This window comes from Pseudomonas sp. MF5691, assembly GCF_016405645.1.
GTDB lineage: Bacteria > Pseudomonadota > Gammaproteobacteria > Pseudomonadales > Pseudomonadaceae > Aquipseudomonas > Aquipseudomonas shahriarae.
This window is the reverse complement of sequence record NZ_JAEKDC010000006.1, coordinates 137,682-164,239: the sequence shown is the minus strand read 5'-3', so window position 1 is coordinate 164,239 and position 26,558 is coordinate 137,682. Positions and strand designations below refer to the sequence as shown.

General features: G+C 54.0%; 22 protein-coding genes and 4 pseudogenes. 9 read left to right on the top strand and 17 right to left on the bottom strand.

Annotated features, from left to right (window positions below):
• Positions 1-6 precede the first annotated feature (6 nt).
• On the bottom strand, positions 7-1,914 hold the full coding sequence (locus tag JFT44_RS11560) for an ATP-dependent endonuclease (protein ID WP_198830686.1): 1,908 nt from the start codon (positions 1,912-1,914) through the stop codon (positions 7-9).
• 323 nt (positions 1,915-2,237) lie between these two features.
• Between JFT44_RS11560 and JFT44_RS11555 the strand changes: the two genes are divergently transcribed.
• The 5 genes from JFT44_RS11555 to JFT44_RS11535 all read left to right on the top strand — a co-directional run bounded on the left by JFT44_RS11555 (position 2,238) and on the right by JFT44_RS11535 (position 6,064).
• On the top strand, positions 2,238-2,735 hold the full coding sequence (locus tag JFT44_RS11555; protein WP_198830685.1) for a toll/interleukin-1 receptor domain-containing protein: 498 nt from the start codon (positions 2,238-2,240) through the stop codon (positions 2,733-2,735).
• Positions 2,736-2,762: 27 nt separating this feature from the next.
• Positions 2,763-4,196, top strand: a complete 1,434-nt coding sequence (locus JFT44_RS11550) for an SIR2 family protein (protein ID WP_198830684.1) — start codon at positions 2,763-2,765, stop codon at positions 4,194-4,196.
• An 11-nt stretch (positions 4,197-4,207) separates the two neighbouring features.
• Positions 4,208-4,651, top strand: coding sequence for a TIR domain-containing protein (locus JFT44_RS11545; RefSeq protein WP_198830683.1), 444 nt, complete (start codon positions 4,208-4,210; stop codon positions 4,649-4,651).
• 51 nt (positions 4,652-4,702) lie between these two features.
• Complete coding sequence (locus JFT44_RS11540; RefSeq protein ID WP_198830682.1) at positions 4,703-5,530, top strand: toll/interleukin-1 receptor domain-containing protein; 828 nt, start codon at positions 4,703-4,705, stop codon at positions 5,528-5,530.
• A 348-nt stretch (positions 5,531-5,878) separates the two neighbouring features.
• Entirely contained in the window at positions 5,879-6,064 is a 186-nt protein-coding gene (locus JFT44_RS11535; RefSeq protein ID WP_198830681.1) for a hypothetical protein, read from the top strand.
• A 54-nt stretch (positions 6,065-6,118) separates the two neighbouring features.
• Here the strand turns inward: JFT44_RS11535 and JFT44_RS11530 are convergent, their stop codons facing one another.
• Positions 6,119-7,108 carry a DNA-binding protein gene (locus JFT44_RS11530; RefSeq protein ID WP_198830680.1) on the bottom strand — a complete coding sequence of 330 codons (990 nt, stop codon included), beginning with the start codon at positions 7,106-7,108 and terminating at the stop codon, positions 6,119-6,121.
• 178 nt (positions 7,109-7,286) lie between these two features.
• Here JFT44_RS11530 and JFT44_RS11525 point away from each other — a divergent pair, with 178 nt between their 5' ends.
• From JFT44_RS11525 to JFT44_RS11510, 4 genes and pseudogenes are all read left to right on the top strand, one after another.
• Positions 7,287-8,237, top strand: coding sequence for a site-specific integrase (locus tag JFT44_RS11525; RefSeq protein WP_198830679.1), 951 nt, complete (start codon positions 7,287-7,289; stop codon positions 8,235-8,237).
• A gap of 180 nt (positions 8,238-8,417) precedes the next feature.
• Complete coding sequence (locus tag JFT44_RS11520) at positions 8,418-8,843, top strand: helix-turn-helix domain-containing protein (protein ID WP_198830678.1); 426 nt, start codon at positions 8,418-8,420, stop codon at positions 8,841-8,843.
• 206 nt (positions 8,844-9,049) lie between these two features.
• Positions 9,050-9,319, top strand: a complete 270-nt coding sequence (locus JFT44_RS11515) for a LysR substrate-binding domain-containing protein (RefSeq protein ID WP_198830677.1) — start codon at positions 9,050-9,052, stop codon at positions 9,317-9,319.
• A 286-nt stretch (positions 9,320-9,605) separates the two neighbouring features.
• A pseudogene (locus JFT44_RS11510) lies at positions 9,606-10,565 on the top strand (LLM class oxidoreductase).
• 61 nt (positions 10,566-10,626) lie between these two features.
• Here JFT44_RS11510 and JFT44_RS11505 read toward each other — a convergent pair.
• The 15 genes and pseudogenes from JFT44_RS11505 to JFT44_RS11430 all read right to left on the bottom strand — a co-directional run bounded on the left by JFT44_RS11505 (position 10,627) and on the right by JFT44_RS11430 (position 26,492).
• Positions 10,627-11,241, bottom strand: coding sequence for a toll/interleukin-1 receptor domain-containing protein (locus tag JFT44_RS11505; RefSeq protein WP_198830676.1), 615 nt, complete (start codon positions 11,239-11,241; stop codon positions 10,627-10,629).
• A 170-nt stretch (positions 11,242-11,411) separates the two neighbouring features.
• Positions 11,412-12,272, bottom strand: coding sequence for a toll/interleukin-1 receptor domain-containing protein (locus JFT44_RS11500; RefSeq protein WP_198830675.1), 861 nt, complete (start codon positions 12,270-12,272; stop codon positions 11,412-11,414).
• A gap of 242 nt (positions 12,273-12,514) precedes the next feature.
• A pseudogene (locus JFT44_RS28650) lies at positions 12,515-13,326 on the bottom strand (NAD(P)-dependent alcohol dehydrogenase); the annotation flags it as partial.
• A pseudogene (locus JFT44_RS11485) lies at positions 13,302-13,436 on the bottom strand (proton-translocating transhydrogenase family protein); the annotation flags it as partial. The pseudogenes JFT44_RS28650 and JFT44_RS11485, both read right to left, overlap by 25 nt.
• 13 nt (positions 13,437-13,449) lie before the next feature.
• Positions 13,450-14,208 (bottom strand): annotated as a pseudogene (locus tag JFT44_RS11480) (NAD(P)(+) transhydrogenase (Re/Si-specific) subunit alpha); the annotation flags it as partial.
• Between the two features lie 55 nt (positions 14,209-14,263).
• Positions 14,264-14,695 (bottom strand): hypothetical protein, encoded by a 432-nt coding sequence (locus tag JFT44_RS11475; protein ID WP_307830006.1) that lies wholly within the window; start codon positions 14,693-14,695, stop codon positions 14,264-14,266.
• A gap of 202 nt (positions 14,696-14,897) precedes the next feature.
• Positions 14,898-17,729 carry a DEAD/DEAH box helicase gene (locus tag JFT44_RS11470; RefSeq protein WP_233098335.1) on the bottom strand — a complete coding sequence of 944 codons (2,832 nt, stop codon included), beginning with the start codon at positions 17,727-17,729 and terminating at the stop codon, positions 14,898-14,900.
• A gap of 22 nt (positions 17,730-17,751) precedes the next feature.
• Entirely contained in the window at positions 17,752-19,530 is a 1,779-nt protein-coding gene (locus JFT44_RS11465) for a hypothetical protein (RefSeq protein ID WP_198830670.1), read from the bottom strand.
• Between the two features lie 471 nt (positions 19,531-20,001).
• Entirely contained in the window at positions 20,002-20,838 is an 837-nt protein-coding gene (locus tag JFT44_RS11460) for a toll/interleukin-1 receptor domain-containing protein (protein ID WP_198830669.1), read from the bottom strand.
• Positions 20,839-21,025: 187 nt separating this feature from the next.
• Complete coding sequence (locus JFT44_RS11455) at positions 21,026-21,595, bottom strand: hypothetical protein (RefSeq protein ID WP_198830668.1); 570 nt, start codon at positions 21,593-21,595, stop codon at positions 21,026-21,028.
• 2 nt (positions 21,596-21,597) lie between these two features.
• Positions 21,598-22,650 carry a toll/interleukin-1 receptor domain-containing protein gene (locus JFT44_RS11450; RefSeq protein ID WP_233098334.1) on the bottom strand — a complete coding sequence of 351 codons (1,053 nt, stop codon included), beginning with the start codon at positions 22,648-22,650 and terminating at the stop codon, positions 21,598-21,600.
• A gap of 129 nt (positions 22,651-22,779) precedes the next feature.
• Positions 22,780-23,616 (bottom strand): toll/interleukin-1 receptor domain-containing protein, encoded by an 837-nt coding sequence (locus tag JFT44_RS11445; RefSeq protein WP_198830666.1) that lies wholly within the window; start codon positions 23,614-23,616, stop codon positions 22,780-22,782.
• Between the two features lie 72 nt (positions 23,617-23,688).
• Entirely contained in the window at positions 23,689-25,305 is a 1,617-nt protein-coding gene (locus tag JFT44_RS11440; RefSeq protein ID WP_198830665.1) for a CBASS cGAMP-activated phospholipase, read from the bottom strand.
• Positions 25,306-25,354: 49 nt separating this feature from the next.
• Positions 25,355-25,888 (bottom strand): TIR domain-containing protein, encoded by a 534-nt coding sequence (locus JFT44_RS11435; protein WP_374068026.1) that lies wholly within the window; start codon positions 25,886-25,888, stop codon positions 25,355-25,357.
• 337 nt (positions 25,889-26,225) lie between these two features.
• A complete protein-coding gene (locus JFT44_RS11430) occupies positions 26,226-26,492 on the bottom strand; it encodes an antitoxin Xre/MbcA/ParS toxin-binding domain-containing protein (RefSeq protein WP_198830663.1) in 267 nt (88 codons plus the stop codon).
• Between the last annotated feature and the right edge of the window lie 66 nt (positions 26,493-26,558).

Sequence of the window (26,558 nt, the reverse complement as noted above, 5' to 3'; positions counted from 1 at the left end):
TCATAGTCATTGCTCTGCCCTTTCCTGCAGGCCGCAAGCCCAAAGTACAGCGTGGCGAATGTAATCCGGTACCACGAACTCGCCTTCGAGGGTTTCAAGCTTGTCGGCAAAGGCTTGCGCGTAGACACCCTTGCCGATTTCATCTGTGTCAATCCGCTCCAGTAACGCGTGCGCATATGGCGCTATCGCTTCTGGCTGCATCGATTCGAAATCAAGCTCGGAGTCGCTGTTCAACTTCCTGGCCACTGGGCCGTCCGGTACTGGCCACAGCCCGGCTGCAACGGACATCATCGATTGGAGGTTTTTGCCCTCCAGGGCAATGTCGTACTCAAATGTTTTGTATTTGCCGGCAAACAGACGAGCGAACTCGGACTGATTGATGATGGCTTGAAGCCCTAGCGCGGGATTCTCGCCGAGCTGGTAGTCATTGGCATGAGGCTGGTAGGGCACGTCCTTTTCCCCACCCTTGCCATCATCAATGGACAGAATGGATTTGGGCGGATCATTGTCTGTCAGCCCGGCACACCTGATGGGCACGTTTTCACCAGGCTGCTCACCAGTGACGTCACAGAAGAGCTGCATGAAATGCTTGAAATAGATACCGCCGAGATTGATCACGGAGACACCGTAATCGTCCAGTGAGTCCTTGCCTTCGCCGTATTGGCGCAGAACGAAGCGTGCGAGCTCTGGCACGACAATCGCCTCGGCAATGCCCTCAACCAGAATCGCGCCTTTGGAGAACAGCAGATTCGACTTGGTTGCATCCAGCCACCGATCGACAAAGCGCCGACTGGGATCGGGCAGGCCACAGCCCTGCAGCGACACTGCCCGAGGTCTGCCCTCGTTGGAAATGTGGAGTATGTGATTGACGGAGACGGCGGCCGAAAGCACGGTCGAATGGGTGGTGATGATGACCTGGATGCCCCGTCTCTCTGCGACGGTTTTGAGATGTCGAAGCAGACGCAGTTGGAGCTGTGGATGCAAATGTGCCTCCGGCTCCTCGATCAATAGCAGCCGCAGGAAGGTCTTTTCGCCCTGCCCCTCGTCCTCTTCAAGGATCAGCTCTGCCAGAATCGATGCGATGTACAGGAGGTTGTTGTAGCCGAGGCTGTTTTCCTCAAGCGAGCGGAACTGTGCAGGATCCACCTGAGTGAGATCCGGGAAGTAGAGCAGCCGCAACCCTTCCACGATCCGCGAGAAGCTCACCTCCGAAAACTGTATTACCGTTCCTTGGGACAGGTGCAGGCCCAGGGCAGCCTTCAGGCTTTCTCCGATGCGCTGGTTGGCAAGTTTGATGGCAAATTCGTCGCTCTCAGCAAGCTCACGGTTGAACTCCCCTACTCGCTTTTCCAAGGGGTGAAGTTCTTGCGATTTGCGGGCAGCGTCCAGATCCTTGCGACACAGGGCTTTGAGCAGGCGAGCTAGCCTGGACTGTCGCCCCTCTCTCAGCTTGGTTTCAGCATCACGCAGCGGTGGCAGGTAGATACAGTGTATGAGGTCAAGCGTCTCGGTTTGTAGTGGGTTGGTGTACTCGTGGCCACCGTAGGAGTGATGCTTGAAGCGCCCCCTGGACTCCTGATTCCGGGCTTCGAACGTCAGCTTTGCCTCGTCGTGGTGGCCACACCAGTCCTCGAAAGCCACCGCATCATTCGCATCCAGGTCGCTGAAAGTGGCCTGGATGTGGATTTGCTCCGATGCGACAGCGCCGGCGTCAAAGCCGCGATGGAAGTCACGTTCACTGATCATCCGCTTGCCAGACTCAGAGTCGTTGAACAGCTGCCGCACGGCGCTGATAACGCCTGTCTTCCCTGCCCCGTTTTCGCCAACGAGGACGTTCAAGCCGTCGTTGAATTCGATGGTGAACGGTTCACCGAAGCATTTAAAACCGCTGACGTCTAGCCTACGCAGATACATGTGAGTCCTTTCAAAGTGGGTCGTGTTACGGCGGTAGATTGTTGGATCGCCTCAGATAGTACGGAGGCAATTTAGCCTAAGTTGGTCACTCCGGGGAATGCATAGGAGCCCCACCATGCTAGCGAATAACCAAGCCCTAATACTTTGGTCGTAGGGCGATTATCAGCGTGAATGATTGTCTGGCCGCTAAGCCGCGAAGTGTGTGGCGTTCTTTCGCGCGCACCTCCAAATTTCAGTCGACCCCTGGGTTGGCCCCCCCCTGCGCTCGCTTGAGGCGACTCGCGAAAGCTGGCATTTTGCCCGCCAACTGCAAGGAAAGCCCTATGCCGATTCGCCAGTCAGATTTGCGCAATACAAGCTTTAGCCGTTCTGCACAGGGCCACTACAGCCGTCGCACTGGGCAACCTACAGCCTTCCTAAGCCATAGCCATCAGGATTCTCAGTTGGCCTTGGGATTGCAGGAAATGCTGAGAAAAGAGGGTTGGGACGTCTACATCGATTGGCAGGACAGCACGATGCCTGCCATCCCGGACGGTGAGACCGCGTTCAACATCAAGGTCGCAATAGTTCGTGCCGAATGGTTTCTCTTCCTCGCGACCCAGCACTCCATGGCGTCGAGATGGTGCCCCTGGGAAATCGGGTTCGCCGATGGAAAAAAAGCCCATGACCGCATCGCAATCATTCCTACCTTGGATAACCAGGGCCATTTTCATGGCAACGAGTATTTGAGCCTTTACAACAAAATTGACGTCGACAAACACGGCTCTGGCCTCGCCCTCTTTGATACCAAGGGCAAGGGCACGTGGGTGCGGAACCTCTAATTCCAATATTTCTGGTAGCGCAAGAGAATGAAAAGGGAACATTTACGGCTGGTTAACACCCTCTCCAAGGAAATGGCCGAAGGTAATCTGGCTATTTTCGCTGGCGCAGGATTCTCCCAAAAAGCCGGATACGTAAATTGGAAAACGCTGCTCAAACCAATTGCCGAAGAGCTGGATCTTGATATCGAGAGGGAAACGGATCTGGTGGCGCTGGCGCAGTACCACGCCAACGCGAACGGTGCTAACCGTTCAAAGCTTAATCAGATGCTCATCACAGAGTTTTCGGCCAAGGTCAAAGTCACGGATAACCACGAGATTCTGGCTAGGTTACCCATCCAGACCTACTGGACGACCAATTACGACCGCCTGATCGAGATGGCGCTTGGAGAGAATGGAAAAGTTGCTGACGTCAAACACACGGTTCCGCAGCTAGCCACGACCAAGCCGAAGCGCGATGCGATTGTCTACAAAATGCACGGTGATGTGGAGTACTCGTCAGAGGCGGTGCTGATTCGAGACGACTATGAGCGTTATCACGTCAAGATGCAGCCCTACATCACGGCGCTCAGTGGTGATCTCATCGCGAAGACATTCTTGTTCCTGGGCTTCAGCTTCACCGATCCAAACCTCGACTACATCCTTAGCCGGGTGCGCATTCAGTACGCGGAGCACCAGCGCCAGCACTACTGCATTCTGCGAAAGGTTAGCCAGGAGAAGGACGAAGACCAAGCTGATTTCGAGTATCGGGTACGTAAGGAGGAGTTGTTCAAGCAGGAGCTGCTGCGCTTCGGCATCAAGACAGTTTACGTCGATGATTTCAAAGAGATCACCGCGATTCTGCTGGAAATTGAGCATCGCCATAAGCGCAAGACCATCTTCATCTCTGGCGCGGCACATGATTACAGCCCCTGGACGGAGAGTGACTCCGAGCACTTCGTTTACAAGCTGAGCAAGGCCATCAGCAAAGAGCAGTACCGGGTGATCTCTGGGTTCGGGTTGGGTATCGGAAGTGCCGTGCTTTCAGGCGTTATTGAGCAAACCCTCATGAACGGCCATCGCCTGGACAGCGACCAACTCATTCTGCGGCCGTTCCCGCAGAGCCAATCTGGTGAGCTGCTCCTGAAGGATCTTTGGACGAAGTACCGGCGCGATATGATCGCCCATGCCGGCATTGCCATCTTCCTCTTCGGGAACAAGCTGAACCCGAACGGGGAAGTTGTGCTGTCGAATGGCATGCGTGAAGAGTTTGATCTGGCGGTAGCCGGCGGCGTTTTCGTCATCCCTGTAGGCATCACCGGCTCGATATCGGCAGACCTCTGGAAAGAGGTGATGGCTGCCTATGACGAGACGAAGTACGAACACGGCAAGAAAATCACCCCCCTGCTGCAGGAGTTGGGCGCGGAAGGTACCGACCTTGCGCGTGCTCACGACGTCATCCTGACCCTGCTGCCCCTCATCTAAGGACGATAACCATGGCAAGAAAAGTATTCTTCAGCTTTCAGTACGAGGATGTACACCGCGCGATGAACGTGCGTAACAGCAACGTCATCGCTTCGGATCAAAAGGTTGGCTTTATCGACAAGGCTGACTTCGAAGAAGTGGAGCGCCAGGGCGATGCCGCCATCAAGAAATGGATCAATGATCAGCTGCATGGCACCAGCGTAACCGTCGTTCTCGTTGGGGCAACGACGGACAAGAGCAAGTGGGTGAAATACGAGATCGAGCAGAGCATTGCGCGTGGCAATGGCATCCTGACCATCGACATCAGCAAGATAGCCGATCTCAAAGGCAACACGACAGCTTGCTGTGGGCTTCGCGTTCCCGGAGCGCCGCACTACCAGTGGAACAACCATGATGGCCGGGAAAACCTAGGCAAGTGGGTGGAAGCATCTGCTAAGGCGGCCGGTAAACCGTAACACCGACGAGGCGCCGAATGGCGCCTCTCTCTTTAGAATAGGGATTGTCTGATGTACGTAGGCTTCGAGATCGAGAATTACCAGACCACCAATCCGTTATCGGGCTTGGGCGTCAGCCGCTACATTCAGGGCGCTAAAAGTCGTATCGACGACCTCGCACTGTTCATAATTGGCTCCTACAACCAGCGCATCGTCCTGGATGCTGAAGCCTTGTCGAAAAAGATCTTTCCGGAGGCGGATTACGACGTATTCCTCTCTCACTCCCATGCTGATCAGCGCCATGCCGTCGACTTGGCGTTGGCGCTAGGTGAACACGGGCTGAAAGTATTTGTCGACTCGACGGTGTGGGGTTTCTTTGGCGATCTGGTCAACAAGATCATCGCTCAGACCCGGCCATCTGATGGCGAATCGAAGGATGATCACATCCACCGAGTTCATGCTGATGTTCACATGATGCTGGCTGGCGCCCTTCATCGCACGATCGCACGGGCTGAAATGTTCGTATTCGTGCGGTCAGAGAAATCTGTGCCATTGGTCTTTAACAACAAAGCGAGGACATTTTCACCTTGGCTCTACTCAGAGCTGCAATTCAGCTTTCAGGTGCAACATGTCATACCAAAGCGAATCTTGGAGAGGCGTGAAGGCGCCACGCTAGATAGCGTGAAAGGGGTCAACAGCTTTGGTCTTGAAAGCAGGCAGCACGTCACCGCTTTCAAGGTGTTTAATGAACATCTCCCCGAAGTTGGCGGTGAAACGTTACGCGATTGGCTTGTTAAGCAGCCGACATCAACCCAAGGTGACGCAATGCTGGATGCGCTTTACAGCCGCTTCGACCTGCCTGGCAAGTATCAACGTAAGCGTGAACTCCTGAAGATGTAGCATCTGGAGCGCTTTGTGCTCCCCTGCTCGACCTGCCTGCACATGGATTCATGTCCGTCCTGGTAGGTCGAGTTTCATTGATCCTCAATTCCAGGGTGTCGCCACCTGGCACAGCCATAGTGTATGCCTGAGCTGGAGGCTTAGCACATTCTGACTAGGTGCAATCGGCCATTGAGCGGAGGTGTGAGGCCGGTCTGATCAACAGCCTCGCCTACGAGCGAGGTCGGTAATCGCAACCTGGCCAACCTCCCCGGCGGGATGGTGCTCAACTGTGGTGTGTGCGCTGTCTTTCATACCGAGCCGAGATATGCTCAGCTATCTCTCTCCGCCCTGATGGATCTGCCAACAATGAAGTCCTTCATAGATCGAAATCCGAAGGAAAAGGCCGTCGAGGAGTCATTCGCGGTCTTGGCGCGCAACGGCTATGAGAGCGAGCGTCCGGATCCAGCAGACAACGTGTTCGTGGTCGCCGAGCAATTGAAGCGCCAGCAGGATCAAGTCAAGGCTTCACCCTCCGCGCCTGAATCACCTTGAGGTTGATCGGGGCGGGTGGCTACGACAAATACTTCGGCACCATTCCAGTGATCGTTACTCGCTAGGCGTGTCTGGTCGCTGACTGCGGCAAGTCTCCAGGGCCATATTTGCAGCAGACAATTCCTCACCAAGTGCCGCGGCTTTGGCTCGTAGCTCGGTGACCTCGGCCGACAGCATTTCGTTGCTACTTCTCACGGCCGTGAACTGCTCCTGGAGCATTTCTTTCGCGCCCTCCGCCCTGGCTGTAGCCATATTCGCTAGCCCCAGATCCCCTTCCAGCTGCTTGACCGCATCCTGGCTTTGCAGAGCCAGCTTGCTCTGCTGACGCGCCTCACCCAGAAGACGTTCATTGTCGCGGTTGAGCCGAGTAAGCTCGTCCTGGCGAACCATCAGGGTCTGCTGGAGTTGCAAGGTCTCCTGCTGCATCTGCTGCAGCTGTGTTTCATGACGGCGCTGATCCTGTTCACGCTGCTCCTTGATCGCGGAGCGGTAATGTTCCATGGCATCACGGGCATGTGCGTGCTTTTCCTCCAGTGACCGTACCTGCTCATCTTTCTCTTGTATCCGCAGCTCCAGATCGGCACAGCTTTGGCTGATGCGGGCGTTTCGTGTGATCTCCGCCTGGACTGAAGACTGGGACGTTCTCAACTCCTCAGTCAGGGCCGTCAATGCAGCGTCTCGGCTAGCTACGACCTGCTTGCTCTTCTTGAGCTCAGCTTCCAATTCGCTAACACGCTGATCCCTCGCCGCGATGCTTTGCTCATGAGTCAGTCTCTCCTGCTCCAGGGCGGCATTGCCCTCCTCCAGCACGCGCTTTAGAAGCTGGCTGACCATTGCAGCTAGCTCGTCACTTAGGCGATCTGGATCAGCCTGGGAGCGCACATCTGTGGACTCCAGCTCCTGCATGTACCTCGAAATAGTGGTTTTTGACCCCGTATTTCCGAGCTCAACGCGCACTGCATCGATGCTCGGATTGACGCCGCGGGCAAGCAGCGCAGCGCGTGCCTTCTGCACCAAAGCCTTGTTAATGCCCCCGCGAGCCATGTTCTCTCCTACTATTTCGTAATGTGTTACATAACACGTTTATGCATGACATCTTAGCTCATTTTATGATCAATAAAAATACACAAAGCAAGAGTAAATAATGGAGACTTATCTACTCTTATCTGCCGAAATGCTTCAGAATCGTCACAGATAGGGATACGAATGGCAGGTTAAGGTGATGGACAAGGCCAAGCGGTATCTGGAAGCAGGTACGCGGGACAACACCCGCAAAAGCTACAGAGCAGCCGTGGAGCACTACGAGTCGACGTGGGGCGGTTTCCTACCAGCGACAGCGGAGGGGATCGTTCGCTACTTGGCCGAGTATGCTGAAACCCTTGCCCTCAGCACGCTCAGGCAACGGCTTGCCGCGCTGGCGCAATGGCACATCAGCCAGGGCTTCCCTGATCCGACGAAGGCTCCTCAGGTGCGGCAGATGCTTAAAGGCATTCGCGCCGTTCACCCTGCACAGCAGAAGCAAGCTGCGCCGCTTCAGTTGCGCCATCTGCAGAAGGTGGTGGCCTGGCTGGACAATAAATCCGCACAGGCCATTGAGGCCGGTGATTACCAGAGCTTGATGCGGTACCGCCGCGATTCCGCGCTGTTGCTAATTGGCTTCTGGCGCGGATTTCGAAGCGATGAACTGGCGCGCCTTCGTGTTGAGACGACTCAGGCGGAAGCCGGTGTTGGCATCACCTTCTATCTGCCCTACTCCAAGACCGACCGCGACTACCAGGGCAGCACCTACTACACCCCCGCCCTCAAGCAACTTTGCCCTGTCGATGCCTACATCAACTGGATCACCGTGTCAGGTATCGTGGACGGGCCGATATTCCGCAAGCTCGATCGCTGGGGGAATCTTTCCGACAGTGGCTTCAGGGCCAGCAGCTTGATTCCCTTGCTGCGCCGTATTCTAGAGGCTGCGGGCATCCCAGCCGCTGCGTACAGCAGCCACTCGATGCGAAGAGGCTTTGCAACGTGGGCGTCGGCTAATGGATGGGACATCAAAGGTTTGATGACCTATGTGGGGTGGCGAGACATGAAATCTGCGTTGAAGTACGTAGACGCCAGTAACTCCTTCGGCAGCTTGGCAGCTCGATCTCAATCGATCGATGTTCTTGAGAAAACCTAAATCGACGTGGTTTCACTAAGGCGATCCAGGAGGCCATCTGGATGGAAACTGTCGTGGTAGACTCCCAAACGACAGTAGGAACCTTCACGATAAGCTCGCGCGCGAGGACGCAAGGGCTACTTCACAGCAAGGAGCATTACTAGGCATGCGAACTGATGATGAAATGAGCGGGATGGCCTCATGACACTCAAGGCTTCATTCGCAACAGTCCTGCGCGCACTACGCGCCAAACGAAACATTTCCCAGCGCGAGTTCGCAAACACGACAAGCCGCACATACCTCTCAAAGCTGGAGGCTGGCAAGTCGAGCATTACCCTGGACAAGCTGCAGCAGTTGAGTGACCGACTGGGCCTCAGCCCGCTGACGCTATTGACGTTGACCATCAGCGAAAGCACGGGCGAATCGACGACCGAACTGGTCAACAAGCTTTGCGGGGAGATTCGCGGGCTGGCCAGCAAGGGTGAACCGCAAACTCCACCCCCTCTGACGCCGAAGCCCCCTACCCCAGTTCCTGTTCGCAGTGCTTACCAAAAGCGCCTCCCGGCGAGCGCACGCCCTTCGCCAAGCACTCCTTCTGCACAAACTGAGCTGAGCTTCTGCGATTAATACCCTTCTCGGTCTAGCGCCAGCTCAGGTTGCAAGGCTAGGTGCCAGTCCCCACTTCATTGAGATCATCAGACCATTCTGCTAACTGCGTTAGCTACGATGCTCGGTCTTGATGATTGGTCTCGACCACTTTTTGAGTCGTGAATTGATCAAATAAAACTGTCGAAACTATCATCGCTACAACACCAGAACTGGTTAGCATCAAAATGAAAAGTGGCGTTGTAGTGAGCGAAGCTGGCGCTCTTATCCAATGCGGTCTTGCCGGTATTGGCATTTTACAAGGGCCTCGCTCAGTATTACAGCCACACATAGATTCAGGGGCATTAGTAGAGGTGTTGCAAGATTTTAAATCAGAGCCAAAACTAATTTCCATTCTATTTCCAGATCGCCGAAATCTTTCCCCAAATGTAAGAGTATTTGTTGAGTGGGCTGCTGAGATATTCCGAAGTATCGGCTGCGATAAAAAATCACGCTGAGCCGGGCAGGTTCAAATACCACCTGCCTAGCTGGTGACGATTGGTACCCAGCTGGAACAAGTCTATTAAGCATCATGGTATTTTTCTGGTTACATCGCCTTTGATAAAATCCGGCTCAAAGTAAAGCACTGCCGCACCGGTTCTGCAGGTAAAAATCTAGTATCCGCCATGATATTCCCGCAACCCAAGCGTCTTACGCACTAACATCGACGTTTGATAGCTACCAGTGGTAAGGCTCAATTCTATGTAGTTGCTTTGCGCAGAATTACATTAAAGAGGTGACCGTATGCCTGACCGTCTAATCCCTCCTACAGCTTCGACTGAGAGTATTTTCGACAAAGTCTTCAAGCCGGGTAAGCTCACATTCGGCTTACTAACTCCCCTCGAAGGCTATCCACGCAGCGACACCCCGACGATGCGAAATCACACCGCCTTGGCCACGCTGGCCGATGAGCTTGGCTTTGCAGCGCTTTGGCTCAGGGATGTGCCCTTCCGAGATCCTGCATTCGGCGATGTTGGCCAGATCTACGACCCAATGGTCTATGCCGGCTGGCTTGCCGCGGCGACGCGATACATTGCGATCGGTACCGCAGGTATCGTGCTCCCGCTTCGAGACCCTCTTGCCGTCGCCAAGCAGGCCCTGTCTGTCGATCAACTGACCGGAGGACGTTTCATCCTGGGGTTGTCTACTGGCGACAGACCATCTGAGTATCCTGCGTTCGGTGCTGAATTTGAGAACCGGGCCGAGCGTTTCAGGGATGCCCATACCCTGATCACGGCTGCAGCGAATCAATCGTTCCCAGTTCATCAGTCCGAATTCTACGGCACGCTGGATGGCTCGCTCGACCTAGTTCCGAAGGCAAAACAAACCAGGCTCAAAACCGTGGCTGTAGGGCGCTGCGGCCAAGACATCTCTTGGCTCGCCGAGAACATGGATGGTTGGATCTGGCATCAGAGCAACATAGAGCTCTTGCCGAAGGTTATCGAAAGCTGGCGAGCGGCTTGTGGCCCTCAGGTCCTCAAGCCTTATGGATACGGTACCTTCTTTGAACTCGACAGTGATCCAGATGCCCCGCTGCGCGTGTGACATGGTATTTACAGTGGTCGTAAGGCGCTGATCGAACTGTGGAAGCGGCAGCGCGATCAAGGTGTTTCGCATGTTGCCTTGAACATGCGAGTGTCGAGCCGGCCTGTGAAGGAAACCATCGAGGAGCTCGGCGAGTTCGTGCTGCCTCTGTTCACGTAACCTCTCAGTTGGAGGCAGCTAATTGCTGCCTCCAACTGATCTGACTGACTGCTCGTCTCGCTCAGAACAAAGTCCTGGGCCCTCCAAAGGGAAAGTCGGGCAGGTCGGGCAAGTCAGGGGTAAATCCTACGTCTAAAGGAAGCCCGTAAGGTCTGTGAATTCCGCGTCCCAAGGCAGGCCTAGTGTTGCTCTGCACTACCATTTCTTTTGTGACAACTGGATAGAGCCCCAGGTACTCCTGGCCCTCAAACGGGGAGTCCGACTCATCCATTACTGGTAGAACAGATACACTACCATTCTTGTACCCGTCGAAATACCCGAGCTCCCACGGCATCCACTTGGATTTAGGAGCGTTCTCAGTGGCGAGGTAGAGAAGGCTTTCACACTGCCGCATGCGGTGGCGCAGGACTTCGGCGGTGTCGGCCGTAACGCGATTGCGATCCAGAGCCTGATCATCAATCCAGTCCACATAGACCTTCTTGCCTTCCTCCTCCAGCAAGACCTTGATCCCAAGGACAAGCTCCGCATCCACCATAGCGTGGGAGAGGAAGATGTCGAATCGTTCCGTAACCTTGTAGTTCTTCTGGGCACTCTTAATGGCATCAATGGCACTACGGCCGCCACGTAGAGCCCGCTGTCCGACCTTACGTGCTTCTGCCTGAGTGAAGTACGACATTTCGATCTCCGTCCGGTAACCTGCCAGGTACTATACATAGAACATCATGGCCATTTCTGGCGTAAAGCTAGAAACTGTACATCTTTGGAAATCTGAGTTCCTGACTGCAGGCGGGAAACTTCAAATGAGGCAGGAAGCCCTACCTCACAATGCAGTCCTGATACTGCCCGCTAGCCTCGCTCTGCCCTGGCCTTCAGATCTTTAAAGCGATCTTCGAGAGACAGGCTGTCATAAATATTGTTCAATGCCACTTCCGCGCGGGTAAGGTCTTTGCTCCGCTCCTGCTGAGAGTCGTACCATTCTTGCATCTCGTCACCGGTAACCTTTGGCAAGTGCCGATTAAACGCTTTAAAGGCCAGCAGCGCGTCTGATCTTACCGATGCAGTTGACTTGATAAGGCCTTCTGAACCATCGACAGACTCAAGGGCCGGTTTCCAGCGTCGCTTCGGAGTCTCATTACCCACGTATGCACTAAACTGGAGCTCCGAATAAATCCATGGCGAAAATGTCCGATCAAACTCTTGATAATCTTCGAGAGGAATTGACTTGGTCGTATTAAGAAAAATGAACAGTTCAGACTGGTGAATCACTTTATGTAGAGCGCCAGTCAGCATCATGTGCACGCCAGCGGCCAAATCTATAGCATCACGATAATTGTAGACAGTTCGATTTTCTTCGCGCTTAGGGTCTGCGTAAATTTCGCTGAGATCATGAAGAAGATCGTGGAAATAACCCCAGACGCAAGAGTCAACAAAGACACGCAGCCCTCTTGCCTGCAACGAGACCGCCAATTCAATCGCCTTGTCCTCATCTGCATGTGAGTGGGACAGGAAAACATCAGCATCCTGGGAGGGAAAGATGTGGTCGGCAATTTTTTGAGCGTCAATGACTTCCTTTTTCTCAAATACACCAATTAGATAGTTAGAGAGCTTGTCATACCGACCCTTAGCTTGCTCTCGAAACGCTTCAAGCTCATCGTCATCAGGTACCGATAGATGTGAATACCTGTTTAACTCAAAACCTACGTACATCGAAATATCCTTAATCGAAGTTCATGGAGGCAGGCGGCGGCGCTGTATCACGGGGGACTACAGCTATGTGCCAGGCTCAATGGCCGCTTCATCGGCCAAAAATTGAGGTTGGGATTATACTGAAATTTAAACCAAAAATGGCACTTGGCCATCCGAGCGGATGGTCGAGACAGCAGACCTTATGGCTTCCACGCAAAAAAGGAAGCAACCCTGGGGCGGCCTCCTTTTTTGATCAACCGTGTTTACTGGCCTACGGAGATGACAACCTTACCGAATGCACCTTTCGAGAGGTGTTCATACGCCTCACGCGCCTGCTCAAACGGGTAGACATGGTCGATCACCGGCGAGATAGCATGCTGGTTCAAGAACTCATTCATCCGATCAAACGAGGATAGAGGAGCAACCGCGATGCCGCGGATCGTGGTCTGACGGAAGATCAGTGGCATCAAGCTGAGGTTGGTGCTCTGCCCAGTTAGGAAGCCGATCTGAGCGATACGCCCAGCAGCCTTGGTCGCAGCAATCGACTGATTGATTCCGTCACCGCCGGCAACGTCCAGTAGAAGATCGACACCCTTCCCTTCAGTCAAAGCCAATACCTCGGCCTCCCAGTCAGGCGTTTTGCGATAGTTGATCCCAGCCTCGGCACCGAGGGCCATGGCACGAGTCAGATTCTCATCGCTGCTGGAGGTAACGATGACCTTCGCGCCCATCGCCGCGGCGAGCTGGATCGCGAAAATGGAACACCACCGGTGCCTTGTACGAGCACGGTCTGCCCTGGCTTGAGTTGGCCGTAATCGACCAAAGAATACCAAGCGGTCAGCGCAGCGATGGGCAGCGTCGAAGCTTGTACATCGGTCATGTTATGCGGGGCACCAACGGCGCTGTCTTCGTGGATGATCATGTACTCAGCCAGACCACCAGGCAGCGGCGAGCCGAAGCAGTGAGCGGGCTCATCGTGAGCAGACTCACCATCCAGCCAGCGGGAGTACAGGTGCGAGTTCACACGGTCTCCTACGCTGAAGCGCGTGACACCCTCACCGACCGCGACGACCGTACGGCCATCAGTGGCGTGTGCAATGCGGGCGTTACGTTCCAGACGACGTGATAACCCACATAAATCGCCAAAACGAACACAATGAGATTGATGACTACATGACTCAACATAGGCTCACCCTGATTAACCTTTTTTCGCTAACTGGCCGGACTGGCACAGCAAAGTGGCGCTGACGATGTCGTCTTCGAGATTGATTTCAAGTTGGCCGCCGGAGCTGGTAATCAGCTTGACGAACTCAACGAGATTTCGTGCGTATAGCGATGAGGCGTCGGTCGCAACCATGGAGGCCAGGTTGGAAAAGCCAACCAATTTCACGCCGAAGTGCTCAACGACTTCGTGCTCGCAGGTGAGCGGGCAATTGCCGCCTTTGTGACCGTCATGTTCAGCCCCGCGGCCTGCGGCAAGATCAACCACGATCGAGCCAGGCTTCATGGCTTTGATTGTGTCTACCGACAGCAGTGTGGGCGCTGGTCGTCCAGGAATGAGCGCTGTGGTGATAACAATGTCCGCTTGAGCTGCACGAGCATGAACCAGCTCTGCCTGGCGCTTGACCCAACTTGCCGGCATGGGACGAGCGTAGCCACCCTTCCCCTCTGCAGCCTCTCGCTCCTCATCGGTTTCGAAAGGCACATCCAGGAATTTTGCACCCAGTGATTCGATCTGCTCCTTGACGGCAGGCCGCACATCTGACGCCTCTACCACTTCGCCTAGGCGTTTGGCTGTGGCAATTGCCTGCAACCCAGCAACACCGGCACCTAGAACCAATACGCGGGCAGCTTTTACCGTACCGGCAGCTGTCATCAGCATTGGCATGAAGCGTTGATACAGGTTGCTCGCGATCATCATCGCTTTGTACCCAGCAACGTTGCTTTGTGACGACAAAGCGTGAGCCAAAGCGTGAACCAATGAGGGCCAGTGTCACCTCAACCCCGATGGATCATTGCCCCTCGATGTGCCCCTTGGCCACCAAATGCCAACCTAGATTGATGCGCTCTCCTAACCCGCATCGAGACACACCAGCTTTTCTGCCAAGCAGTTGGACGTCGGGGTCTCCTAGTGTGGAACCGGACACAACATGGGTGATGCCCACGAAATGAAATGACATGAGGCCGCAGCTTGTTCTGAGCTTAATGGTTCCGCCCCCAAGACCAGCACGAACTACCTCATATGGCGCATTAAGGCTCGCCTGTTGATTACCGCTACGCACAACGACATGGGCTTGCCCTGTCGTGCCGTGCAGCAAGCTCTCACTGCTCAATTGCAGCCAAGAACCATCGCGTGATGGCTGTGCGGCAGGCTGTGCCAATACGTTCGTGGCCAGGGCAAAAATCGAAACCACTGCTACTGCCAATTGCTTGGTTGACGACACCAAGATCTCCTTACCTTTTATCCAGGTGCTCGGACGGATGCCGAGCTCGAACAAACGCTAGCACCGCGGACTGTTTCGATCACCTCAACCTCGTGTAGTTACTCTGACTTAACACATACGAGCAAACCGAGAGCTGCGCACAATATGCAGTGGTGGGCAGGCCGTCACCTCACGCTCACAATATGAGAAGCCTGCCAGGTAATCAGTTAGGAGAAGTCCAGGCCGCTCCAGCCCAATCGAGGCTTTCGGGGATCAGGTATTGATTGCTCAACTCCGCCAGCCTCTGATTGGCGACCTTACTGGCGGCATCATAAAGCGGACGTGACGACTCAATAGAAGCCGTCTGGGCACTGAACTGAGCCGGCTGCATCAGCCAGTCACTGACTGCTCCAGAATTGACTTTGACCCCCTCTTGGCCCGTCAGGATGGTCACAAACTCCTGACGTACGCGATTCCCCTGCGGCCCTTGCCACCTCAGCATGGCACCGAACAATGCGCCGCTGCCCTCACCCAAGTTCGGCGCGCAAACAGATCCCGCCAAGCCCCCGAAGTCGTACAAGCATGCTTTGGCGAGAAGGTACTGCATCAGTGATGAGGTCAAGTCCAACATTCGCGTATCAGGGCGACGAGCAGAGAGCGCCCTGTCGACCGTGACGTCCATGCGCGAAGAAGATCTTTTGCTGAGTCCAAGCTCTTGCATCACCAGGTCTGGCAAGCGAATCCGTAGAAGGCGAGGCTCGTTACTGGGGACGGATATCTCAATGCCGAGCTGGCCAAACATCCCGATGACAAAGCTCTGAAGATGATCAATGGTGATTGCCACCTGATCCCCCAGTTCATTGACGTCGTTCGTGGCGGCGTGGGCAAAAATTTCCCTCTGCAACTCCGCGGCCTTCTTGGCTTCCTCCAGCGCAGCGTCAATGCGCTCGCTGGTGCGCTCGATGCCAAGTTTCGTGGCTTGCTGGAGAATGTCTTCCACGTCGATGAGATCTGCTAACTCCCCAAGGATCTCATCTTTCAACCCTTCGTTGAATTCATGCTCCTGAACCTGTGCCAGGTCATCCACAACGCTGTCAATTCGCTGGTACATCAAGTCAACGATATCCTGATCGAGACTGTCCGATTGCTGGATGTTGAAGACTACGACTTTTAATTTCTGGCCATAGCGATACAGCCTGCCGATCCGCTGGACAAGCCGCATCGGGTTCCAAGGCAGATCATAGTTGACCATCATGTGGCACTGCCTCTGCAGGTTGATACCCTCGCCACCTGCCTCGGTGGATATAAGGAATCGACCATGCGTTTCAAACTGAGCTATCGCCTCACGACGCTCAGCGTGCTGCATGGAGCCATTGATGAGCGCGACCTTGTCTTCACCGAATCGGGCGGCTAAGGCTTCTCTGAGATAGCGTTGCGTCGTGCGGTACTCGGTAAAGATCAGAACCTTCTCTTCAGGGTTGCTCGCATTGATTGGCCCGATCACGTTGTCAATGAACACCGTGAGCTTCAAGTCATTGGCCATGAGCAACGCAGCGTCGTCAATGAGCTGCCTGAGAAGTTGAATTTCGCCTGCGAAAAACTCTTCTGCCTCGCCCTTCACCTGCTCTTCCCACTCACCGACGTAACGCTGATCAGTCGGCTCGCTGGGTAGCGTGTCGTCACCATAATCGTCCAGCAACCGCTGGAGGCGATTACCAAGGGCTTGGTGGATCGCAGCAGCACTGGACACTGCGAGTTTGCGATAAACCGTCATCACAAAACCAATGGCGTTCCCCGTCCGACCCAGGGCTTCGCCTGCGGCATAGCCTTTACGCAGGTACGCCTGCAAGGTCTGGTCGAAATCAATCGACTCCGGACTGCTTGGCACCTTAAGCGCAGAGGTGATTTTGCCTTGAAAAATGAACTGGCCGTCTGCATCGGTGACGTCCGCTTTATGGTTACGGTAAACCATGTCACGCAAAATCTCAGGCTTGAGGCTGAGCATCAAAAGCTCCTGCCGCCGGTCTGGGCGGAGCAACTCAAGCAATGCTACGAACTTGTCCTGCATGCCTTGGTGAGGCGTGGCACTGAGAAGCAGCATGTGTTGCGTACGGCCCCGGAGCGCTTTGGCAAGGTCGTAACGCTCAGAGCTGTCAAACTTCAGGCCATACTGTCGACGACTGAGTCGGTGGCCTTCGTCAAAAATTACTAAATCCCAGGGCTCAGCCTGAAGCAAGCTTTCCAGGTGATCAGGTTGTTTGAGGCGATCCAGCGAGCCAATCACACAGTCGTGCATCTTCCACTGACGAGGTTCGTTGACGGAGAAATCCTCGTGATAGATCTCAAATTCTTCGAGCTTGAACTTATGGTACAGCTCATCCTGCCATTGCTTGGTTAAGCCCGCGGGAGTGACCAGGAGGATACGTTTCACACGGTTCCGCTGGATCAGCGCGTGAAGCAGCATCCCCGTTTCGATGGTTTTGCCCAAACCCACGTCATCTGCGATCAACCAGCTCAGGTTGTCAGAGGCCAGGATGTGGTGCACCAAATTGATCTGATGGGGCAGCGGGTCAATTTCCAAGTGCGAGAGGGATCCTGTGTTCTCGTTCCATACCTTGATGGCATGGGCGAGTAAACGCAATCGCAACCGCTCGACGTCCGTGTCCTGTCCCAGGTGAGCTCTCAAAAATCGGTGTCTCACCCCTTTTACCTGGCGCAGGTACTGGTAAGGTAACCAATGCCGCTCTCGCTTATCTGGGAAGTCCACAAGCGCCTGCTCGCTTCCAGCCAACACCCTCTGCTGCATGATTACGCCCAGGCCTAGGGAACGCACACCCGTCCCAGGAGTACAGTCCAACACATCTTGGCCATTCTGAAAGCCTGAACTCACAGAGGCAGCATCAACGAAGCTTGCTCGGTCTGACCCAAGCCAGCGCACCTGGATCTCGCCACTCTCAGCAATCGCCATCTTGACTACGCCAAGGGCTTCCTGACCGCCTGGGGTCACCCGCTTAACCAAACAGCCCTGTACGTGAGAAAGTCGTAGCGGTTTCATTCAGTAGTCCCTGTGAGTCCGATCAACTGGCACTTAGCGATTGGGAAGAAGACTCGATCGTCGAGTCGAGTGTGGGTGCCGAGCATTGCTGCTCTGTGAATTCAAAGGTGGTTTGCGATGCGAGCTCCGCAAGTGGCACTTCTGCGGCATGCTCGGTGCTATCAACGTTGCCGGTGGTTGATTCGGCTGGCTCATCACTCCCCTGTCCTTCAACCCGAGCGACCTCCTCCGCTTCCGATTTGATGGGAAGGTCACTGAAATAGCAGCCAGGCACTTGCGGGTCTTTGATGTTGGGTACGCCATGTGACCGAAGCTTCTGGAGCTCCTGAATTCCCAGGTCATCCGGGACGCCAAGGTCGCTGTACTCTTCTTTCGGCCAACGATAGGGTGAATCGAAGTCCCAAAAGACGCTTGGTGGAAGGACGCCTTCTATATCACCAAAGCGGTACCAGAGGTATATTGCGAAAGCTTTGAACACACGCCGAAGCGTTGCGTTTTCATACCAGTACTCGAACAGCTGCTCCAACAGAACATCTATTTCTTCCACCTGGGGAATCGACCCAAAAGATCGGACAATCAGCAGCGCCGTACGCCAGGAGAGAGCGTGATAAGACAAGCGAGTACTGCCAGTGCTGTCGAAAGCGATCCAGTACAGGTCATTGTCTGCCCAAATCACCTTGATGTGTGCAGCTAGGACGAGCTCCCCTGGCGTCAGCCCTTCATCAATCGCTCGCTCCAAAGCGAGCCTGGTAGCTCCCCACCCGCTCATCACAAAAATCTGTTGAATTAGGAAACGCGTAGCGTGCGGCCAGTCATACCTGACTATGAGCGCAACGGCCTTTTGGAGCGCACGCTCCTCGCGGGTTAGCTGATACTCTGATGCAGCCTCTTTAGGTTCAACCTTGAAGTCATCGTCTTCCGACAACGAGTCTGGATCGAAGGCATAGATAGCAAACTCATCTTCAAAATCAGGATGGTATGCACCGCTGGCCGGAAGAATGCCTTCTAATTCTCCCATCGAGTCATAGAGCGCCAAATCGGAGAAGTCGTCCGCGGCGTTCGGGTCAAAGCTGGAGTATTCCGAGTACGATTCGGCATCCAGCATGATGGACTCATCGATGCCATCGATTTGGTCGAGGTGGAAAGCATCTTGGTCGCGAGGGGTCACCAACACGTCAGAGACAGGTGCATCGGTGAAAAAATCCGTCGATGAGCCATGCGAAACCCCTACGTCAACCTGAGAGTCCAGCTCCTCAGGGACGTGCGCTGCTGCAAGGTCAGAAGCGTTGAGTGGAATGGTGAATGTTCGCGATGTCTTGCTGACAACCCGGGGCTGAGCGCCGTCTTCGCTGTCGGGCTTGATAGCTTTCAATGGGTTCAGGCTGAGCCTGCGCTTAGGCTCTTTTGGAGCACCCTCCCTATGCGGCGGTGCTCCGCTTACAGTGCTGAGCACTTCAGTTCTTGGGTTGACCGCCGCATGCACCGACGAGCCTTCACCTTGACGCATGGGTTTCGGCTCTTCAGCTTCCCACTCTAGTGGCGCAAACTCGCGAGCGTTTACCTGGATGAACTCTAAGTCGTCTGCGCTCAGTTGATCGTCCTGGCTAGACGAGTAGCCACGGGAGAATACCCCTTGCTGGCGCCGGATGGCATCGGCTGTTTGCATCGCCTTCGCACCCTCAACGAGGCGGTGCTGAAGCGTGAAGACCCGCCCCAGCAACATCAGATAGTCAGGGTCTTGGCCATCTTCAAGAGTGTCGAGCAGCAAACGCTCTGCTGCTGACAGATCGGAAGCGGACACAAGGGCATTGAGCTCCCTGAGGAGTGCATCCTTGTTCCTGGGTTTTCTCGACGTGTGTTCGGAACCCTGGGTTTGCCGCTCCACACGGAGCCTTTTGAGTCGCTCCTGGACTCGCAGAAAAGCGCCTGGGCGTGCTGAGACTTCTCTGATCACAGATCCCAGGGCTGAGTGTTCGGACGACCGCAGATGAGCAGTGATCGCCACCAACTCATTGTCCCTTGCTAGCCCTTCAAAGAGCTCCTGGACTGCGGCCTCCAGTGACCCCGGCTCAGCAGCCACATAGCGACGTAGGTCGTCCAGCAGTTGATCGCAATCCATTGCTCACTTTCCAGTCTATCGCGGCAAAAAAATGTGACTCGTAGCACACTTTAGCCGATCATCCGTCATCAAGTTAAGCGAATATTGAGGCCGGTCGACAAGGGTGAGCGGTTGGCTGTTCCCGTTCCTCCACGCCCCTCGGCGATACCATGCCTATGCATTTTCATCCGACCTTTCAGAGAACTCCTCTTCGAGGCCGTATGCGTAATACAGTGAGTCAAGATAGAAGCCGCCTCTGTGGCTTACACGCTCAAAATGATCCTTCAGCTCTTTACCACTGATTTTAGGCAGGTGCTCGGTTGGAATGTCGAATCCGAACGAGGCAGATTTGGGGCTATAAGACGCCTCATTCATGGACATCTCATCTGCAAAAAAACGCTCAGATTTGGGAAGGCGATCTCTGCGGGGAACTTTGCTGCGAACCTGCGCGCTGAATGAAAGTTCGGAGTAAATCCAAGGCGACAAGGTCTGATTTCTACCAGCACTTCTCAGGGGCACCGATTTACTGGTATTCAAGAAGAGAAAACATTCCGTCTGGTCGATCATCCTGTGAAGCTCTGTCATCAAAATGACGTAAGCTGCAGCTGCAGCCTCATCACATTTTCTGTGCGAGTAATATTTCTGGTCGCCGACGATTTCAGATTCTGAGTACTGCTCATTCACAGCATCCAAAAGCTCGTCAACGCTACCCCAAACACACGAGTCGATGAATACCTCGACACCCCTCCTCTCCATCGAGACCGCAAATTTTATGGCGTTTTCTTCATCGCCATGGGAATGAGAGAGAAAAATGTGTGCCTGCCCAGTAGGGAATAAGATTTGAGAAATCTCTCTAGCACCTAATACGTCCTTACCTCCCAGCTGTGCGACAATGGCATTCGTGAGTTTGCTGATATTTAGCCTGCCAGAATTCGCCTTATAATTATCAATTTCTTGCCGCGTCACACTGCCAAGTGACTTGAAGCCCTCTAACTCAAACCCTAAATACATTAATGCTCCTTCACTAAAATCTTTCGTACTACGCCCAATCTCGATAGCCCAACACTGATCGGAACGGCTTCCTCATTATCGCTCACGAATACGCCAACCCATCCGAATGCACCTGGCTGGGAGATGTCATCTGCAACCCACGGGTTAGTTACCTGCCAAGCTTGCTGACTTGGCAGCTCACCTACGATCAACGGGCAGGCAAAAACCGGTTGAATAACGATGCAAAATCTATGTCCTCAAGCTCGGAACCAGTGAAATAGTCTTTATCCCTGGCGAGGTTGAGCGCTGCACCTCCTGGTGCGGCAACCGGTAGAATGAAAGCGTCTGGATTGAACTGTCTGAAGATATCGTATTCGACCTCAACACCGTCCATCCCGCCAATGAACACAGCACCGATTAGATCTGGCCGAGAGAGCATCTGTTCGCGCATCAATAGCAAGCTGCCTTGGAGATTGTTTGGCACGGCATCTGTGTAGATCACGTTGTCAAAACGCTGGTTCTCTTCTGGGAAGCTCCCTTCAAAAAATAGGCTTTGATACAGAACCACAGAGCTTGCGTAATCAACACCGAGATCTTCACAAATGCTCCAGATCATTGGGGTGATTGCTGGATGGCCACCCCATACAATCTTATGCTGGCGAACGGCAGCGATGGCGAACTCGCGAACGGCACACTGGATAAGAAACGGGTCAGCGGTCTCAAAATACTGACCTCGCCCAGCCACTGGGATACTTGCCGACAGAAAAATCGCCCCCACTTTCACCCCCTCCAGTCCGCTAAGTCCCAACCCGCGTCACAGGCCTTAACCCAGCGCGTTCTATGTATGGACTGGCCCAGCCAATCCAGATGACTCAACCACTGCTGATGAAGCCCGACATGGTCATAAAGTATGGCCACGGTTTCATCAGGAGAGTTCATTGAGGCTTCGTGCATCGTCATAGACGTAGGTACACCTACCGCGGGGTAGACTACGATCAACGCTCCATCTGGGAGTCGCACATGAATCAAACGACCAGCGCCAACACCAAGCATTTCACCACCAATCTGCTCAACGCCTATGCGTAGCTTGCTTACCAGGTTTACGCTTCTGACCGCATGACTTTTGCTCCGTACTTCTTCGAGCTGGAAGCAAATTCGATCAACTGCGCAATCACTGATCCGGCCTGTCGCGCCATCTACGTCACTCGCGTTGAGCTCAGCGAGGCTTGCTGTTTTTACGCGCTCCGAGCCTTTGGCCTCAGGCCATGCTACCCGAAGTACACCGATCCCTTTCGCAAGCGCCCTTCCAAATTCAGCTGCCGTCCATCGGCTTTTGAAATAATCTGGTGTGTCGAGCATCAGCAGAACATCTGAGTCACAAAGACGGTGCCATAACATGTTTTGAAAATCTTCCGCCGGCGCGATGCTATGCGTATCGAGGAAAACGTCAAAATGCCTGGCAGAGAGTTCATCGAACATCTGCAACGCTGCCTGTCTAGCTTCATCTCGGCGATAACTGACAAACACCCGGCGTTGTTTTGGGAGCAAGCCCGCGCATTCGAGAAGCGCAGTGGCCACACGTTTCGCCCCACCATTGGTGTAAGATAGGCAATTCAAGGGGCGAAGAATTTCTGGGACTTCAATAGAAACTCGACCTAGGTCAGACACGACTGGAACGATGGGAACACCGCTTCGCAGCAAGCCTGGCAAGCTGGGGTGGTCTGCACCGACTCCGCCGAAAAACACCACTGCAGCAGATCGTTGTTGATTAGGGGTAAATACGACTGGAACTACCTCCCAGCTAATCTCCGCGCCCAAGCGCAAATCAAACATTCTAACCGACTCGGCAACAGCGGTTTCTAACTCAGATATTTGCGCAGCCGTGGGTGAACCTAAGACAGCCAAATTATATATGAATGACATAGAGGATTCGCTTAAAAAATGACTAAGCATTTTGCAATGCTAGTAATTATTTGATTTCCACCTTGGCACAGAAAACTGACTGAGGGCTACCCCTAGTTTTTTGTAAAGCTTATCAAGGTGCGTGAGCCCAGAAATGCGGCCCGCCATATTTGACCGAACACTCTCCCCGTCATTCAACCAAGCACTGAATCCCTCGTAATCTATTTCATATTTCAGCTTTGGCAGATCGAATCTAAACTCGGCTCCAGACGCACTTCTCTGACTACCCATGATCTCGAAGCTCTCATTGGAACTAGAAAAAACTCTTCGATGAGAACGCTTGACGCTCTTGGCGAACGTAAGTTCTGAAAAAATCCACGGCGATGAGAGGCGGCCTTCGCCTGACATATAGTCATCAATCTTTATTGCATTTTCACTACCTAGGAAAATGAACAGTTCTGACCGCGCTATCATTTGCTGCAACGCCGCATTCAGAATCAAATGTACATTTGTCGTCGTTCTGTTACGCAGATTATAACTATAATTAGTCCAACCATCAGGGATGCAAAATTTATTATCAATTTCCTGCAAAAGTTCGTCAGCATGCCCCCACACACAGGAATCTACGAAAGCTGTAAGGCCAATATCTTCCATACTCAGGGCTAGCCTGGCTGCTTCATCTTCATCCGCATGAGAATGAGAGATAAAGACATCAATGTCACGCTGCGGAAAAACTGACTCTTGGATTTTCTTAGCGTCCAGTACATTGGTTCCATCGAGAAGGTACTTTTCGAGATTAATTAATAGATCACCTTTCCTCGCCTTGTACGATTCGATCTGATCAGAACTCCATCTGGAGGTGGGGTAGACGTTCTTAACAGTTAGATCAATAAACATAGATCCCTCTCGACCAACTCAAATGAACAATACAGATGCTGAGAAAACCATCACTACAACATCAGCACCTGGTTAAAATTTCTTCCACTTATCAACATGTTGGCCATCAAAGAACCTGGAGCGCACCTCCGCAAAGTGCTCTTTCGCAGCCTCATTGCCTCGTAGCGCCATATCTTGAATTGCCTCGGCGTCATCCATCTTGATTTCTACAGGGGTCTGCTGGTTAACGCGTACGTGGCGCGTTGGGCCCAGGAAGCTTTCAGCTAGTGCCAGGGCGCCATGCTCTTGGGCGGCAAAAAAGAGATCGACGCTGTGGGGCGCCCAGCCAGCCTTACCCTTGCCGAGTTGATCGGTGAAGTCGCTTTCGCTACTGAGCGTGCCGATGCTCAGCACATCAATCCTGTCTAGAGGGATCTTCAGGTAGCGCACCGCTTCGGCCAGAGCTGGAAGAATAGGATTGTTCGCCCATACGCCCCCATCGAGGAACGTTTCCAGCGCGATGGGCCCGTCGAAGGTAACTTCATCGAAGTAGGTAGGTGCCGCGGAGGAAGCCAATGCTGCATCAACGGCTGAGATACCTCGGTAAGCTGTGCGATCTGGGCTATGAGGGGTAACGATCGCCTCTGCCTGACCATGCTTAGCCCTGACGGTGGGAATCACCAGACGACACAGCGAGTCTGCAGCCAGCGTTTTATCGCCATAGACCTCTTTTAGCAGGCCCCGGAGCGTGGCTGAGTCATGCTTGGATTTAAGCCAATGCCGAAGCTTACGATCCTTCGGGAAAATCTTGGGGCCCTTCTCCTTGTAGAATGCGAGGACTTCACGAGGCTTAAGCCCCATGGCGAGGCCAATTGCCAGGATTGCACCGGTAGAGGTGCCCGCAACCAAGTCGAAATGCGAAATGAGATCGTTCCCACCACCCTCCTTCAGCATATCGTCCCACTTAGCCAAGACTGCCGCTGTGAAGGTACCTCTGAGCCCTCCGCCGTCCAGGGCCAAGATACGGAAGTTGCGACCCCGCGAAATATTCCGCCGGGTCAGTGGAAGGTTTTTCAGCTGTTCGACAATCAGATCCACGACCTGGTCTTCAGACGTGCTTTCGGCAATGACCTTATTGGCATCCTCAGACAAGCCGTTGCGCAGGCGTGATAACAACGAAGGATCTTCTTTGAGATAGCCTGCGATTGCCCCGCCGAAGCCAGCTACGACAAAGCCAGGCTTACCGAGCTCAAGCATTGCATCAAGCTCATTGGGAACGCCCGCTTTTGCTTTGTTGACGTCCCACCAAGCGCCTCCCACGCAGACAACGACGTCAGAACGATCCGCCATCCAATCTCGCATCGGGGTCAGACCGTCTGCTGCGGTGCCATCGCTATTATCTGCAGGCACAATTTCTACAGAAGCAAATGCTCTCTGCACTTCAATTTCAGCGGTGTACTGGTCGGTCGAGAAGCTCTTCGCTCGAACTAGCGTAAGCGCACCTTTGCTACCACCTGCTTCGATGAAGTCTTTCGCTGCCTTCTGCAGTGGCGCAGTGAATGTGGGATGGCTTCCATGGACAATGGAGCCCCCTTCGCTGAAGACCTTAGCTGCGAGCTTCTGTACGAAAGCAGCAATCTCTGGTTTCGATTCTTTATTTGATCCGGACAGGTGGATCCTGACGCCGGCTAGGCGCTGTATAACTGCCATGTGAAATACCTGGGTGATCTGAAATGTCGATTGCTGTGAGCCACCACGGCTAGGAGTGCATTTCTAACGGCCAGCCAGGCCTGCCGCCGTTTCGATCCAGCCAGCGATGTTGTCCCTGCCGAGCGGCGAAGTCGTATCTCATGCAGTGCTTGGAAAGGGGGACTACCGTGTCGCTGGTAGGAGCATCGAACCACAGATCAGCGGCCGGAATGGCAAGGGTGTAATCCTCATACCTTACCCATTTTCCGCCCTTGACCTCCGCGAAGAGAATTTTGCCGTTGGCGAGATACAGCCCCACCTGATCCAGAGGGTTCGTACCTTTCACCCCGAGCTGCTTGTCGTTGTTTCTCACGCCATGGATATCAACGGTGAGCAGCCCGTTGCCCTTCAGGACACTGCGCACGATCTCGTACCGCACCCACCGCCTGCCGGCGGTGTAGTGGCCAGCGAGTACACACGTTACAGAAGTGTTGTTGAGACCGTTGCGAAGGAAGGTCTTCAGCGCTTCATCGCCTTCCTTTTTGGAGGCCTCGAATACACTGCCATCAAAGAAGCCCTGGGCTTCTTGATCCTTGCTGACCACCAGGCAATTCCTGACATTCCAGCATCGCCACACGTCTTCCTGATAATGGAAGGAAAAAAACGTTCTCCGTGCCATCCCTTGCTCCCGTTCGTTAGCACCCCCTGCCCCGGCATCCCAGCCTCAGCGAAGGACTGCATGCGGAGCTGCTGTGGCCGTGAAAAACGAGGCCGTCCAGCAGCGGGGGCTTTGAAATGCAGGGAGACTACCACCAAGCGCTGGAGTTGACATCACTATGATGGCAGCAGGCATGCAAGCGGCTGTAGTGCGGCTGCGGCGGAGTATGGCTATGATCGATCTCTTGAGGTTAGGCAGACCACATGCCGATCAGAGCTAACGCTCAGGCGATGATGCCATGGTCAAGACGCATGAGTAGGTCATAAATCTCGCCATACCCTGAAAGCGTGCACAGCAGGCTGCAGGGGGCTCGACAACCTAGCCCACGCACAGGCCTCTCCAGCCAGTCTTGCGCGATCTTCGAATTTCCGAATACCTGCAGCGCAATCATCGCGATCTGGTTGTATCGGCTTCTAAAGCAGCGATGCTGACCACTCCATCCAGAAAATGACCAATGAGCGCAGGGCGCGATGATTATCAGCTCTTTCATCCGTCATCCTCGATAGACCTTTGATCATCTCGATTGAGGTTTTACGATACCGCTCAGGTAGCGTTG

Excerpts from the sequence above, each read along its gene's own strand:
- JFT44_RS11515 (WP_198830677.1), top strand. The coding sequence starts at position 9,050 with ATGAAAAGTGGCGTTGTAGTGAGCGAAGCTGGCGCTCTTATCCAATGC.
- JFT44_RS11540 (WP_198830682.1), top strand. The coding sequence starts at position 4,703 with ATGTACGTAGGCTTCGAGATCGAGAATTACCAGACCACCAATCCGTTA.
- JFT44_RS11500 (WP_198830675.1), bottom strand. The coding sequence starts at position 12,272 with ATGTACGTAGGTTTTGAGTTAAACAGGTATTCACATCTATCGGTACCT.
- JFT44_RS11470 (WP_233098335.1), bottom strand. The coding sequence starts at position 17,729 with ATGAAACCGCTACGACTTTCTCACGTACAGGGCTGTTTGGTTAAGCGG.
- JFT44_RS11550 (WP_198830684.1), top strand. The coding sequence starts at position 2,763 with ATGAAAAGGGAACATTTACGGCTGGTTAACACCCTCTCCAAGGAAATG.
- JFT44_RS11460 (WP_198830669.1), bottom strand. The coding sequence starts at position 20,838 with ATGTATTTAGGGTTTGAGTTAGAGGGCTTCAAGTCACTTGGCAGTGTG.
- JFT44_RS11520 (WP_198830678.1), top strand. The coding sequence starts at position 8,418 with ATGACACTCAAGGCTTCATTCGCAACAGTCCTGCGCGCACTACGCGCC.
- JFT44_RS11545 (WP_198830683.1), top strand. The coding sequence starts at position 4,208 with ATGGCAAGAAAAGTATTCTTCAGCTTTCAGTACGAGGATGTACACCGC.
- JFT44_RS11535 (WP_198830681.1), top strand. The coding sequence starts at position 5,879 with ATGAAGTCCTTCATAGATCGAAATCCGAAGGAAAAGGCCGTCGAGGAG.
- JFT44_RS11505 (WP_198830676.1), bottom strand. The coding sequence starts at position 11,241 with ATGTCGTACTTCACTCAGGCAGAAGCACGTAAGGTCGGACAGCGGGCT.
- JFT44_RS11430 (WP_198830663.1), bottom strand. The coding sequence starts at position 26,492 with ATGAAAGAGCTGATAATCATCGCGCCCTGCGCTCATTGGTCATTTTCT.
- JFT44_RS11440 (WP_198830665.1), bottom strand. The coding sequence starts at position 25,305 with ATGGCAGTTATACAGCGCCTAGCCGGCGTCAGGATCCACCTGTCCGGA.
- JFT44_RS11530 (WP_198830680.1), bottom strand. The coding sequence starts at position 7,108 with ATGGCTCGCGGGGGCATTAACAAGGCTTTGGTGCAGAAGGCACGCGCT.
- JFT44_RS11525 (WP_198830679.1), top strand. The coding sequence starts at position 7,287 with ATGGACAAGGCCAAGCGGTATCTGGAAGCAGGTACGCGGGACAACACC.
- JFT44_RS11445 (WP_198830666.1), bottom strand. The coding sequence starts at position 23,616 with ATGTTTATTGATCTAACTGTTAAGAACGTCTACCCCACCTCCAGATGG.
- JFT44_RS11450 (WP_233098334.1), bottom strand. The coding sequence starts at position 22,650 with ATGTTTGATTTGCGCTTGGGCGCGGAGATTAGCTGGGAGGTAGTTCCA.
- JFT44_RS11555 (WP_198830685.1), top strand. The coding sequence starts at position 2,238 with ATGCCGATTCGCCAGTCAGATTTGCGCAATACAAGCTTTAGCCGTTCT.
- JFT44_RS11560 (WP_198830686.1), bottom strand. The coding sequence starts at position 1,914 with ATGTATCTGCGTAGGCTAGACGTCAGCGGTTTTAAATGCTTCGGTGAA.